Origin of the sequence: Thalassotalea sp. PLHSN55 (genome assembly GCF_052030545.1) — a bacterium.
Classification (GTDB): Bacteria; Pseudomonadota; Gammaproteobacteria; order Enterobacterales; family Alteromonadaceae; genus CANMXU01.
The window spans coordinates 488,183-502,071 of record NZ_JBPDIH010000001.1 but is presented as its reverse complement, the minus strand read 5'-3'; the positions used below and the strand labels follow the sequence as shown (position 1 = coordinate 502,071).

The following is a 13,889-nucleotide window of genomic DNA, read 5'->3' as shown; positions in this document are numbered from 1 at the left end:
ACTTTCCGTTAAGGTAACGTAAATCTCCGCCTCGCCGCTAGGCTAATTAATACGGCTTTTCATTTAAACTTTCAAACTTAAAAATCTCATTTTTTTCTTGTAAGTCATATAGGTTAGCGCGCTAATCATGACAAAAAAGTTACAATTTTTTCCGGCAACTTCCTTTAAAGCAGCTAATCTTAAATTAAGCACCTTTAATTATTTTATCGCTTGATATTTAAATTGTTATTTTTCGGAGGTTGTTATGAGTATTTTTAAGCATTATCAATCGCGTTACGATGAAGCTCAGGAAGAACGTTACAGTATTCAAGAATTTCTAGATATATGTCGTGAAGACAGATTTGCCTACGCTAGTGCCGCAGAAAGACTATTACGTGCCATTGGTGAAGCAGAAATGATCGACACCTCCACAGAACCGACATTAAGTCGTATCTTTTCAAACCGCGTTATTGCGCGCTACCCTGCTTTTGCCGAGTTTTACGGCATGGAAGACGCGATTGAACAAATCGTGGCCTACTTAACCCACGCTTCTCAAGGCTTGGAAGAGCAAAAACAAATACTCTATTTATTAGGTCCTGTAGGTGGTGGTAAGTCATCGTTAGCCGAAAAGCTAAAAGCGTTAATGCAGCAAGAGCCGATTTATGTATTAAGCGCCAATGGCGAACGAAGCCCCGTTAATGACCACCCCTTTTGTTTATTTGATAAAAGCGCCGACGGTAAAATTCTGCAAGACGAATACAATGTACCGTCACGTTATTTAAATACCATTATTTCACCGTGGGCGGCAAAACGACTACACGAATTTAAAGGTGATATTGCCAAATTTGAAGTGGTTAAAGTCTACCCGTCAATTCTTGACCAAATTGCCATCGCAAAAACAGAACCCGGTGATGATAACAACCAAGACATTTCTGCATTAGTAGGTAAAGTTGATATTAGACAGCTTGAACATTTTGCGCAAAACGACCCTGATGCATACAGTTATTCTGGGGCACTTTGTCGTGCCAACCAAGGGGTAATGGAATTTGTTGAAATGTTTAAAGCGCCGATTAAAGTATTACACCCATTATTAACCGCAACACAAGAAGGTAACTATAATCCAACCGAAGGTCTATCTGCCCTACCCTTTAGTGGCATTTTGTTAGCCCACTCAAATGAGTCGGAATGGCAAACCTTTAGAAATAACAAAAACAATGAGGCCTTTTTAGACCGTGTTTATATTGTCAAAGTCCCTTACTGTATGCGTGTTTCTGAAGAGGTGAAGATTTATGAAAAACTGCTGGCAAACAGTGAGCTAAAAGATGCGCAATGCGCGCCTGACACCTTAGAAACTCTGGCGCAATTCTCAGTACTTTCTCGCTTAAAAGAGCCTGAAAATTCAAGCATTTATTCAAAAATGCGCGTTTACGACGGTGAAAGTTTAAAAGATACCGACCCCAAAGCTAAGTCTTACCAAGAATACAAAGATTACGCTGGTATTGATGAAGGCATGTCTGGGCTTTCAACACGCTTTGCCTTTAAAATTTTGTCACGGGTATTTAACTTTGACCATTTAGAAGTGGCCGCCAATCCGGTGCATTTGTTTTATGTACTCGAGCAACAAATAGAACGCGAACAACTTCCACAAGATGTTGCCGAGCGTTACCTAGAATTTATTAAAGGCTACTTATCTCAGCAGTATATTGAATTTATTGGCAAAGAAATTCAAACCGCCTATTTAGAGTCGTACTCTGAGTACGGTCAAAATATTTTTGATCGTTATGTCACTTATGCCGATTTTTGGATTCAAGACCAAGAATATCGTGATGCAGAAACCGGCCAGTTATTCGATCGTGAAGCATTAAATAATGAGTTAGAAAAAATCGAGAAACCTGCCGGCATTAGCAATCCAAAAGATTTTCGCAACGAAATCGTTAACTTTGTACTAAGAGCAAAAGCAAATAATAACGGTAAAAATCCAAGTTGGACCAGTTATGAAAAACTGCGCACAGTAATCGAGAAGAAAATGTTCTCAAATACTGAAGATTTATTGCCGGTTATTTCGTTTAATGCAAAAACATCAACTGATGATCAACAAAAACATGATGATTTTGTCGAGCGAATGATGGAAAAAGGCTACACCAAAAAACAAGTCAGACTCTTATCTGAATGGTATTTGCGTGTAAGAAAATCTTCATAGCATGATGCGAGGTATTCTATGGCCAATTTTATCGATAGACGACTTAACAGTAAAAATAAAAGCACGGTTAACCGCCAGCGCTTTATTCGTCGCTATAAAAACCAGATCAAGAAATCGGTTTCTGACGCGGTAAATAAACGCGGTGTTACCGATGTTGATAAAGGCGAAAGTATCACCATTACCCGTAAAGACTTAAGCGAGCCGGTCTTTCATCAAGGTAATGGTGGTGTTAGAGACCGCGTACACCCAGGCAATGATCAATACACTGCTGGCGATAAAATTGCTCGCCCGCCACAACAGCAAGGGCAAGGCAGCGGCCAAGGTGAAGCCAGTGACAGCGGCGAAGGAGAAGACGATTTTGTTTTTTCAATTTCAAAAGACGAATACCTTAATTTGTTATTTGAAGATTTAGAGTTGCCAAACCTTGAAAGAAACCAGCTAGATAAGCTGGTTGAATACAAAACTGTTCGTTCAGGCTTTTGTGCCGAAGGTGTGCCTGCCAATATTGATATTGTTAAATCACTGCAAGGTTCAATTGCTCGTCGCATTGCCATGACTTCAGGTAAACGTAAAGACTTGAAGACATTAAAAAAAGAACTTGAAGAACTACTTAACGACAAACATGACCACGTCGCAAAAGTAAACGCGTTAAAAGCACAAATAAAACGATTGGAAGACAAAATTACTAAGGTACCTTTTATTGATACCTTCGATCTTAGGTTTAGAAATTATGCCCAACAAGCTATTCCTACCTCTAGAGCGGTTATGTTTTGCCTAATGGATGTATCTGGCTCAATGGATCAAGCCACAAAAGATATTGCTAAGCGTTTTTATATCTTGTTGTATTTGTTTTTAACCCGTACTTACAAATCAATCGATGTCGTTTATATTCGCCACCACACCCAAGCGAAAGAAGTAGACGAGCAAGAGTTTTTCTACTCGCAAGAAACTGGCGGCACAATTGCATCGAGTGCGTTAGAACTGATGGATAAAATCATCAGTGAACGGTATAGCGAAACCAGTTGGAATATTTACGGCGCACAAGCATCAGACGGTGATAACTGGGCAGACGATTCGCCGTACTGTAAAAGTGTTCTACTCGATAAAATTTTGCCTAGAGTACGTTATTTCAGTTATATCGAAATTACCCAGCGTGCCCACCAAACCTTGTGGCAACAATATGACGAAGTTGCCAAAATAAATGAACATTTTGCCATGCAACACATAAAAAGTGTTGAAGATATTTATCCGGTATTTAGAGAGCTTTTTCGCAGAAACACCGAAAAAGTTGCTTAGTGAATTTCGCTACTATAGCGATTAAGGAGTCTCATGACAAAACGTACTCCCCTTGATGATAGCCCTGATTGGACTTTTGATAAGCTAGGTTTATACCAAGCTGAAATTGCACGTGTTGCCGAGCACTACCGACTTGACACTTATACCAATCAAATCGAAGTGATCACAGCTGAACAAATGATGGACGCTTACGCAAGTGTCGGCATGCCGATTGGCTATAACCACTGGACCTTCGGCAAAAAATTCATTCAAACCGAACAAAATTATAAACGTGGTCAAATGGGCTTGGCCTATGAAATCGTGATTAACTCAGATCCGTGTATTTCCTATTTAATGGAAGAAAACACCATGACCATGCAAGCCTTGGTAATGGCACACGCCTGTTACGGGCATAATTCCTTTTTTAAAGGCAATTATCTCTTTAAATCATGGACTGACGCAGGCTCAATTATCGACTACTTACTGTTTGCTAAACAGTATATTGCAGAGTGTGAACATAAACACGGCATTAGCGAAGTTGAAGCTTGTTTAGATGCTTGTCATGCTTTAATGAACCACGGCGTCGACCGTTATAAACGCCCGCAAAAAATATCGCTAGATGAGGAACTAAGACGCCAAAAAGATCGCGAAGAATACCTACAATCACAAGTGAATGATTTATGGCGCACAGTACCTTTTACTAAAGACGATGAGCCTCATCAAAAAGCTAGATTTCCATCAGAGCCGCAAGAAAACATTCTCTATTTCATTGAAAAAAATGCGCCGCTATTAAAACCATGGCAACGAGAATTGGTACGTATTGTTAGAAAGATATCTCAATATTTTTATCCTCAAAAGCAAACCCAGGTCATGAACGAAGGCTGGGCTTGTTTTTGGCACTACACCATTTTAAACCACTTATACGATGAAGGCTTAGTGACTGATAAATTTATGATTGAGTTTTTACAAAGCCACACCAATGTCGTTGCCCAACCCGACTATAATAGCCCGTATTATTCAGGTATCAATCCTTATGCGCTTGGCTTTAATATGTTTATCGATATCAGACGTATATGCGAAAACCCAACCGAAGAAGACAAAGAATGGTTTCCTGAAATTGCAGGCTCTAATTGGTTAGACACCCTGCACTTTGCGATGGAAAACTTTAAAGACGAAAGTTTTATCAGTCAGTTCTTGTCACCAAAATTAATGCGAGACTTTAAACTATTTCACATCCATGATGATGATAAAGAAAACTTTATTGAAATTGGCGCAATACACAATGAAAGTGGTTATAAAAAAATACGAGCGGCTTTATCTGAGCAATACAACCTCAGTAATTTAGAAGCCAATATTCAAGTGGTTGATGCCGATATTTCCGGTGAGCGTGGTTTAACGCTAAAATTTACGCCACACAAAGGAGTACCACTTGCCGACTCGAAAGATGAAGTGATTAAACATTTATATTATCTGTGGCAATTTGATGTAACGCTTGTTCAAGAAAATAGTAAAGGGGATGAGGAAACTATCGCTCAATGCTTGAAAGAAAAAAAAGCGGCCAGCTAACTGCTGACCGCTTATATATTGAAAATCAATAAAAGAGCTTGTTATTCAGCAAGCTCTTTTAATACTTCATCTTTTAATTCTAGCCATAACTTGCCTGACTCAATACCAAATTTACGCACACAATAAACCGACTCATCGAATTTCCCAGCTTTTGCCAACTCAATTAAATCATTGTAAAAGTCTCGAGAAATTTCACGTCCTCGCGGGTGACTAAAGTACAAGCGTCCAATACGTGAATATAAGCCTTTAAAGCCATTTAAAATTAGTAAATAAATTGAATTGCCAGAAGCAACCACTAGCTCTTTATTTAACTGATAATCAAAATCAGCAAATGCTTCACCCGTATCTTCAACATCAACGTATGAACTTAATAATTCAATCGTTTTCTCAGGATTATTTTTAATCGCGCCACGCACATAAATTGCGCTGATATTGGTTCGGGCAGACATTAGGTTATCAACTAAGTCAGGAATGCCTTCTTGATCAAGTTGAGCTAAGGTTTCTAAAATATTTAAGCTTGAGGTATCCCAAAAGTTATTCACCTTTGTTGGTTTACCATGTTTTATCGTTAGCCAACCGTCACGAGCTAAACGTTGTAGCACTTCTCTTAACGTGGTTCGAGTTACGCCAATTAATTCTGACAACTCTCGTTCGGCAGGTAAAATAGAACCCGGAGGGAAGCCACCATTCCAGATCGACTCAACAATATATTGTTCTGCAAATCCAGCTGGACTCTGTGCTTTAATAACCATAGGTTAAAGTATTCCCCAAGAATTTTTATGTAATTATTAACTGATTGTACCAGAACAATCGTTTGGCACAAGCGCCTTAAAAAATTCCAGAATGAAAAATGATTGAAAATAATTTTCACATTGCAATGTTTTTCAATTTCATCATCGATTACAATACTGTTACGCCACAACACAAACGTTAATGATAATCATTTCATTAGAGATATAAAACAGTATGCAACAATCATTTCTAAACGCCTTTTATAAAAATTTCTTAGGTCATTCTCCCGAATGGTATAAAACCGCCATCATTAGTTTCTTAGTGATCAACCCCATTTTATTTTTCTTTGTAAGCCCTTATATTGCTGGTTGGGCGTTAGTCATCGAATTTATTTTTACATTGGCAATGGCGTTAAAATGTTATCCATTACAGCCTGGTGGTCTTTTGGCTATCGAAGCTGTTTTTATCGGCATGACGTCCCCTAATCAAGTTATGCACGAAATTGAAGCGAATATCGAAGTATTGTTACTACTGATTTTTATGGTGGCTGGTATTTACTTCATGAAAAATCTACTGCTGTTTTTATTCACTAAAATTATTACTAAAGTACGCTCAAAAATAATGGTGTCTTTATTATTTTGTTTTGCCAGTGCTTTTCTTTCAGCTTTCTTAGACGCTTTAACCGTTATTGCGGTGATCATAAGTGTCGCTGTTGGTTTTTACTCGGTTTATCATAAGGTTGCCTCGGGTGCTGATGCTAACAAAGAGCATGACCACACTTCAGATCAAAACGTTGCTGAATTTTCCCGCGAAGAACTACAACAATTTCGTGCTTACTTAAGAAACTTACTAATGCATGCTGGTGTCGGTACTGCCTTAGGCGGTGTATGTACTATTGTTGGTGAACCACAAAACTTAATAATTGGTGACCAAGCAGGCTGGGATTTTGTTGAGTTTGCTATTCGTATGTCTCCAGTAACTGTCCCAGTATTTATCGCAGGGTTACTAACCTGTGCCTTAGTTGAAAAGCTCAAGTGGTTTAGCTACGGTGTTGAATTACCAACAAATGTTCGCCAAATTCTTATTGATTTTGATGTTAACGAAACCAAAAACCGTAACAAAATGGAAAACGTTAAGCTTATCATGCAAGGTGTTATTGCCGTCTGGTTGATCGTTGGTCTTGCCCTTCACCTTGCTGCGGTTGGTTTAATTGGTTTAACGATTATCATTTTTGCAACGTCTTTCACCGGTATTACTGATGAAAGCCAAATTGGTCACGCATTTGAAGAAGCGCTACCTTTTACCGCGCTACTAGCGGTATTTTTTGCCGTGGTTGCCGTTATTATTGATCAACAGTTATTTACGCCAGTGATCAACTGGGTACTAACTTATGAAGGTAATATGCAGCTAGTGATGTTTTATCTTGCTAATGGTTTCTTATCGATGGTAAGTGACAATGTATTTGTTGGTACTGTTTATATCACTGAAGTAAAAGCCGCTTTAGTTAACGGTCAAATCACACGCGATCAGTTTGACTTACTTGCTGTTGCAATTAACACAGGTACTAACTTACCAAGTGTTGCAACACCAAATGGACAAGCAGCCTTCTTATTCTTATTAACTTCTGCTCTTGCACCGCTCATTAGGCTTTCATATAGCCGCATGGTATTTATGGCACTTCCATACACCATAGTTTTAACCATTGTAGGTATGCTGGCTATCGCTTCTGGCACCTTAGAGTCAGCGACACAGAGTTATTATGACCAAGGGTTAATCGAACACCATTACGGTAAATCTACCGAAATGGACGGATCTGACGGCCATTAATTTTTTATTACAAAACTATAAATACTTAGCTGAGTTATTTTAACTAAATCAATAAATTCTCAGCTAAGATATGGTGTTATATATTTTGTAATTTGAAATGAATGAAAAGGAATAGCTTTGAAGTTTTTAAGCGACTTAACAACAAATTCACGTGCTTGGCAATTACTCGCTGTAATCGCGATAGCACTTGAATGCTCTGCTCTATTTTTTCAATACGGTTTAGATTTAGCGCCTTGTATTATGTGCATTTATCAACGTGTTGCCATTTGGTCAATATTTATTGCTGGTGTTATTGGTAGTGTCGGCTGTCAGTTTGTTTTGGCGCGAATTGTTGCCTATATTTTGTGGGCGACAGGCGGTATATGGGGTTTGTTCATTGCGCTTGAGCATATTGACATGCAAGAAGCTGCAGGCTCACCAATGTCGTTTTTATACAGTTGCGATTTTATCCCTAACTTCCCTTCTTGGGCACCCTTACATGAATGGATACCGTTTTTGTTTGAAGCAAGTGGCGATTGTGGTGAAATATCTTGGCAATTCCTAGGCTATAGCATGCCACAGTGGATGCTAGTGATTTATGCTTGTTTTAGTATTGCCTTTATTGCCGTATTTTTAGCACGCCTTATCGACAAAAAAATGTTCTAAGCAATAATCAAAAAGTAAATAAGCATTAAAAATGAAAAAGCCAATATTGAAAAATATTGGCTTTTTTTATTCAAACATTTGGCAACTTGTATTTAAACTTAGTTCGCGAACATTAACTTAAACTTATTTAGTATCTTACTTTTAACCATACTTTGAATCTTAGCTAGCTTCGTCGTCTTGCTTATCAATGTCTTTAATAGCAACAGATTGTTTTTTCTTTAAAATTGGCATATCACCGACATCTTTGGTAAGGAATGTTGGTTTTTTCTTAACTTTATTTGATTTTGCTTTTTGCTTTAAAGCACTCTTATCAACGTTAGTTTTATTAACTTTAGCTACTGCTTTTGGTTTTTTCGGTTTTAAACCTTTAAATTTACCTTTAAGCTGCTTCACTTGATCAAAGCTTATCTCTGTTTGTAAGAAAGCTTCAACATTTTTAAAACTTATCCAATCTTTTGGACCAACAAAAGAAATCGCTTCACCCTTACTACCTGCACGCCCTGTGCGACCAATACGATGCACATACTCTTCGGTGTGCTTTGGCATATCAAAATTAATAACATGTGAAACATTAACCAAATCTAAGCCACGAGAGGCAAGATCTGTAGTCACTAATATTTTTTGCTGACCTTTACTAAAGCCGTCCATAATTTGATTACGTTGACTTTGGTTTAATTCACCACTTAGTGCGACAGTACTTAACCCCTGCGCAGATAACACTCCCGCTAAGCGCTCTGTATCAGCTCGTGTTGCCGTAAAAATGATCACTTGTTGATAATCTTCACTGCTAAGAAAATGCTCTAACAAAGCTTGTTTGTGGTCTAAGTGGTCAGCAAGATAGAAACGCTTATTAATATCTTTATGTTCAGTATTTGCGCTACCAATGGCAATGCGTTTGGGCTTTTTCAGTAACTCTAATGCAAACTCATTCACTTGTGCGTGATCTAAGGTTGCTGAAAATAATAAAGTCTGGCGCTTACGATGATCTGCCGCTTTATTGATTTGCGATAATTGCTTAGAAAAGCCTAAATCGAGCATGCGATCTGCTTCATCTAAAATTAATAATTCTAAGCCGTTTAAATAAAAATGCCCTTGGCTTAAATGATCAGCAAGTCGACCTGGTGTGGCAACAATAAAATGGGGGTCTTTTTCTAATACTTTAACTTGGTCATTAAAGTTTTCACCGCCGAGAATAAGCACGGCTTTGTATTGCGTACTGCCGGTAAATAACCGAAGTTGCGAAAACACCTGTTTCGCCAGTTCACGCGTTGGAGTTAAAATAACAACCCTAGGGTCGCGCTTACTCAATGCGCGGTTTTTCATTAACCTTTGCAACGCAGGTACGATAAAAGCAAGCGTTTTTCCTGAGCCTGTTTTTGACGAGGCAATTAAGTCTTGCCCGGTCATCGCAGCTGGGATCGCTTGTTGTTGAATTTCTGTAGGAGTGGCAAAACCTAAATGTTCTACCGTTGACATTAATCGTTTATCTAATCCAAAATCACTAAATTGCAAAGTATCTTCCACCAAATGTTTATTACCCGCCTATTATAGCCTGAACATTACAGATGATCTGTTGATAATTTACTTTTTAATGGTAAAGCTTTGAAAACCGCACACGAGGGTTGTTGATCTGTCGTTTTGCTCTCTGCTATTAACTACTACAAAATAAACAACAAAGATCAACAGGGTCTAATTAAACTTTAAATTCATCAACGGATTTATCGAGTTTTTTCGCCAGTGACGAAACTTGCTTACTATGAGTAAGTGTCGAGGCCGACTTGTCACTACTTTCTTGACTCATCGCAACAATTTCACCAATACGTTCATTTATATCGGCGCTTAAAGTATTTTGTTGCGTTGCCGACATCGCAACTTCTGCACTCATCGCATACATTTCTTCAATCGCTTGGTTGATGTGCGTTAGTGTGGTCAGTAATTCAGTGGTATGTTGCTGACACTGGCTAGCTTCGTTTTTACCTTCGCTAATATCTTGTACCGCTTTACGGGTTTGTGTTTGTAAAGACTCGATCATTTGGTGAATTTCAGCCGTTGACTCTTGCGTTCTGCCTGCCAATAAACGTACTTCATCCGCAACTACCGAGAAACCACGCCCCGCTTCGCCTGCTCTTGCCGCCTCAATAGCAGCATTTAACGCCAATAAGTTGGTTTGATCAGCAATGCTTTGAATAGTTTCTAATATGCTACCTATGTTATTCGACTCACTTTGCAATATCGACATAACATCGGTAGTGCGATCAAGCATATTGGCTAACGTATTAATACCTTCGTTGGTAGTATTAGCAATACCCGCTAACTCATTACTTTGTTCTAATGCATCGCTCATTTTAGCTTCAGCATTGCTCGCTTTATCTAATACCTGATCGGCATTTTGATTAAGCTCGCTAGTAATGTTGGTAACCTGTTCAACCGTTTGTTTTTGACTGTCTAACGATTGTATGACTAAGTCAATTTCGTCGCTTGATTGTTTAGCTGCTTTATTTAATAAATGACTATTGCTACCAATTTCAGATATTAGCGTACGTAAATCTTCGGCAACCACGTTCACATTACTGGCTAATTCACCGTATTCATCGTTAGTAACTATTTTTAGCTGCCTTGATAAGTCACCTTTGGCCATAAAATCGAGGTATTTATTAATGCGCGCTAATGGAATTAACATCGCACGAATGGTGGCAAATGCGATAAGGAATGAAGCAATAAAAACGATAATTAAAATCACTAATGTGGTCGTTTGTCCTTGTTCAACATCCTCAAATACGGCACTTTGTAATTGCTTTAAGTTGCTTTCCACTTTAGTTAGCAGCTGATCTAATTGGGCAACCGATAAGTTGGCATATTGTTCAGAGTCTGCAAACGCTTGCGATAACGCCATAGCATGTTCAAGCTGACTTTGTTTCGCGGCAAAAAGGCCTTGGTCACTAAATAGCATTTGCTCAGATTTTTTATATTCTTCCACAAACTGTTCAATTAAGCCGTCGGTATTATAATCTTCACCCAGTTGCACTAAAAACTTTAATAAATGCTCAATATTGGAAGTCGCAAGTTTAATGGTATCTTTTGAATTATTTAGCTCAGTCATGTCGTTGAGTGACATAATCGCTTTTGCTGAATCGGTTAGGTTGATGATGTAACCTTCAACTTGCCCTGCTGAACCTGCGATACGGTCAATTTGTGCTTGTTTGTCTTCATCTTCTAGGTAAGTTAAGTCAACCAAAATAGCGCCGGCTTCATCAAGGTAAGCGTCTAAATTCTGTTGTTTACTGATAATGTCATCAGACAAACCTAAATACGCTTTTTGATTGGTAAACATCAGTGCTACTGAACTTAAGTATTGCTTGTATTGCTGATTAAAGTCTTTTACAAACTTTTCTAACGGCTGCCCGGCAATAAGTACGGATAATAATTTAACTTCTTTTGCGAGCTTTTCGCCTTGTTCAGCAAAACTTGCTTCTAAACTTTTAAGTTGTTCAAAGGTAGTTACTGTTGGGATTAATGCTGACGTTTTTGCTTGTTTTAATAAAAGAATTTGCACGCTATTGCTATGCTTTTGAACGGGAATAGCTATGGTGTCTACTTGCTCTGTCGCGGTCTGAATGCCTCCGAGCATACTAAGAGAACTTACACTGGCAAAAACTAAAAACACTAAAATAACACCAAATCCTAGCATTACTTTGTGGGCAACTTTAAGCGTCATATATCACCTATATATTTTCAAAGGGACCAAACAACCACGCAATTATTAATAATAGTTAGTTTAACGTGTTGACTGCTATAAAATTAAATATAGTAGAACGACATCATTTGGACAGTAATTTAAGCAATGAAAACAATAGAGAAATAAGTGAGATAGGTCAATAACATCTAATTCATTGTTTTGACAAAAATTAGCGGAAAATGGAAAGAAACTGGTAGATATGTTGGTGAGAGCGAGTAACGCTCTCACCTTAGTGGATATGCTTAAGCGTTTTGAATACGCTGTTCAACCACTTCAAGGGCTAAATCGATTCTTGAAAGTACTTTTTCTTTATCTAACAAAGCTAACGTGATATCTAGTGATGGCGAATTACCTCCACCTGTCGCTGCTACGCGAAGTGGCATGCCAACTTTACCCATACCAACTTCAAGTTCAGTGGCAGTGTCGTTAATCGCTGCGTGAATAGCTTCAGGCACCCAGTCAGTTAAAGCTGCAAGTTTAGCTTTAATCAACAGAAGTGGCTCTTTGGTTACCGGACGTAAGTGCTTTTTAACGGCAGTTGCATCAAATTCAGAAAAATCTTCATAGAAATAACGAGAAATTTGCGCCATTTCTTTTAAGGTTTTAACGCGATCCGCTTGTACTTTAACAACTTCAGCTAATGTTGGACCATTACTTGTATCAATACCTTGGTCGTTCATATGCCAAGCTAAATGGCTAGCAACATATTCAGGGTCCATTGTTTTCATGTAATGCTGATTTACCCAAATAAGCTTGTCAGTATTAAAAGCTGAAGGTGCACGGTTACAACCCGTTAAATCAAATAGTTCGATCATTTCTTCACGAGAGAAAATTTCTTGGTCGCCATGAGACCAACCTAAACGCACCAAGTAGTTTAATAAAGCTTCTGGTAAGTATCCGTCATCACGGTATTGCATAACACTTACTGCGCCATGACGTTTAGATAAACGTTTACCATCGTCACCTAAAATCATTGGAATATGTGCATATTCAGGGATCGTAGCACCTAAGGCGGCTAGAATATTAATTTGTTTCGGCGTATTTGAAATATGGTCATCGCCACGAACAACATGAGAGACCTTCATGTCCCAATCATCAACAACCACAGTTAGGTTATACGTTGGTGTGCCGTCAGAGCGAGCAATAATTAAATCATCAAGTTGGTTATTGCTTATCGTAATATCACCTTTCACAATATCTTTGATAACCACATCGCCTTCTAACGGGTTTTTAAAGCGAATAACAAACGGCTTATCTTCAGGATAGTCAGTACGGTCACGCCATAAACCGTTGTATTTTTCAATTTCACCCTTCGCTTTAGCTTCTTCACGCATCGCCTCAACTTCTTCAGGCGTACTGTAACAACGATAAGCATTGCCTGATTCAAGTAATTGGTCGATGACCTCTTTATAGCGGTCAAAACGTTTAGTTTGATAATAAGGGCCGTGAGTCCATTCAAGGTTTAACCAATTCATGCCGTCCATTATTGCGTCAACTGACGCTTGGGTTGAACGTTCTAAATCGGTATCTTCGATACGTAAGATAAAATCACCACCATTTTTCTTAGCGTATAGCCAGCTATAAAGAGCAGTTCGAGCGCCACCAACGTGTAAATACCCGGTTGGGCTTGGTGCAAATCGAGTTGTTAAAGTCATAAATGTCTCACTGTAATCACATTGCGCTTATCTATAAGATAAAGATAAACACAGGAAATAAATATCAATTGAAAAAATTGCGCGTATTTTATCAGGCAATAACGAACAATACACTTTTTATAAAATGATCTGAAAATAAAAGTCGATAAAACAACCGGCATGATTAAATAAAAGGCAAACGAACTGATATCTTAATAAAAAGTGTTTTTTTTACTTTCTTTGGCTTGACAGCTTTTTCGATCTCCCTATAATACGCCCCCACAGAGACGGACGA

General features: G+C 38.4%; 9 protein-coding genes. 5 read left to right on the top strand and 4 right to left on the bottom strand.

What is annotated here, in order from left to right:
- The first annotated feature begins 244 nt into the window (after nucleotides 1-244).
- The 3 genes from ACRRSQ_RS02340 to ACRRSQ_RS02330 are packed head-to-tail and all read left to right on the top strand — an operon-like array spanning nucleotide 245 to nucleotide 5,020.
- Entirely contained in the window at nucleotides 245-2,179 is a 1,935-nt protein-coding gene (locus ACRRSQ_RS02340; protein ID WP_440874080.1) for a PrkA family serine protein kinase, read from the top strand.
- A gap of 18 nt (nucleotides 2,180-2,197) precedes the next feature.
- The gene (locus tag ACRRSQ_RS02335; protein ID WP_440874079.1) at nucleotides 2,198-3,475 is read left to right on the top strand and encodes a YeaH/YhbH family protein; all 1,278 of its coding nucleotides are present in this window, start codon (nucleotides 2,198-2,200) and stop codon (nucleotides 3,473-3,475) included.
- 33 nt (nucleotides 3,476-3,508) lie between these two features.
- Nucleotides 3,509-5,020, top strand: coding sequence for a SpoVR family protein (locus tag ACRRSQ_RS02330; RefSeq protein ID WP_440874078.1), 1,512 nt, complete (start codon nucleotides 3,509-3,511; stop codon nucleotides 5,018-5,020).
- A gap of 41 nt (nucleotides 5,021-5,061) precedes the next feature.
- On the opposite strand, the gene fadR is transcribed toward ACRRSQ_RS02330, so the two are convergent.
- Nucleotides 5,062-5,772, bottom strand: coding sequence for a fatty acid metabolism transcriptional regulator FadR (gene fadR / locus ACRRSQ_RS02325; RefSeq protein ID WP_440874077.1), 711 nt, complete (start codon nucleotides 5,770-5,772; stop codon nucleotides 5,062-5,064).
- Nucleotides 5,773-5,986: 214 nt separating this feature from the next.
- Between fadR and nhaB the strand changes: the two genes are divergently transcribed.
- Together nhaB and dsbB are read left to right on the top strand one after the other, a co-directional pair.
- Complete coding sequence (gene nhaB / locus ACRRSQ_RS02320) at nucleotides 5,987-7,579, top strand: sodium/proton antiporter NhaB (protein ID WP_440874076.1); 1,593 nt, start codon at nucleotides 5,987-5,989, stop codon at nucleotides 7,577-7,579.
- Between the two features lie 117 nt (nucleotides 7,580-7,696).
- On the top strand, nucleotides 7,697-8,224 hold the full coding sequence (gene dsbB, locus ACRRSQ_RS02315; RefSeq protein ID WP_440874075.1) for a disulfide bond formation protein DsbB: 528 nt from the start codon (nucleotides 7,697-7,699) through the stop codon (nucleotides 8,222-8,224).
- Between the two features lie 159 nt (nucleotides 8,225-8,383).
- Here dsbB and ACRRSQ_RS02310 read toward each other — a convergent pair whose 3' ends face one another.
- From ACRRSQ_RS02310 to gltX, 3 genes are all read right to left on the bottom strand, one after another.
- Entirely contained in the window at nucleotides 8,384-9,736 is a 1,353-nt protein-coding gene (locus ACRRSQ_RS02310; RefSeq protein ID WP_440874074.1) for a DEAD/DEAH box helicase, read from the bottom strand.
- Between the two features lie 181 nt (nucleotides 9,737-9,917).
- Entirely contained in the window at nucleotides 9,918-11,939 is a 2,022-nt protein-coding gene (locus ACRRSQ_RS02305; protein ID WP_440874073.1) for a methyl-accepting chemotaxis protein, read from the bottom strand.
- Between the two features lie 263 nt (nucleotides 11,940-12,202).
- Nucleotides 12,203-13,615, bottom strand: a complete 1,413-nt coding sequence (gene gltX, locus ACRRSQ_RS02300; RefSeq protein ID WP_440874072.1) for a glutamate--tRNA ligase — start codon at nucleotides 13,613-13,615, stop codon at nucleotides 12,203-12,205.
- Nucleotides 13,616-13,889 lie beyond the last annotated feature (274 nt).

Bases quoted from the DNA above. Each gene is read 5' to 3' on its own strand.
- ACRRSQ_RS02305 (WP_440874073.1), bottom strand. From the start codon at position 11,939: ATGACGCTTAAAGTTGCCCACAAAGTAATGCTAGGATTTGGTGTTATT.
- gltX (WP_440874072.1), bottom strand. From the start codon at position 13,615: ATGACTTTAACAACTCGATTTGCACCAAGCCCAACCGGGTATTTACAC.
- ACRRSQ_RS02330 (WP_440874078.1), top strand. From the start codon at position 3,509: ATGACAAAACGTACTCCCCTTGATGATAGCCCTGATTGGACTTTTGAT.
- ACRRSQ_RS02340 (WP_440874080.1), top strand. From the start codon at position 245: ATGAGTATTTTTAAGCATTATCAATCGCGTTACGATGAAGCTCAGGAA.
- ACRRSQ_RS02335 (WP_440874079.1), top strand. From the start codon at position 2,198: ATGGCCAATTTTATCGATAGACGACTTAACAGTAAAAATAAAAGCACG.
- fadR (WP_440874077.1), bottom strand. From the start codon at position 5,772: ATGGTTATTAAAGCACAGAGTCCAGCTGGATTTGCAGAACAATATATT.
- nhaB (WP_440874076.1), top strand. From the start codon at position 5,987: ATGCAACAATCATTTCTAAACGCCTTTTATAAAAATTTCTTAGGTCAT.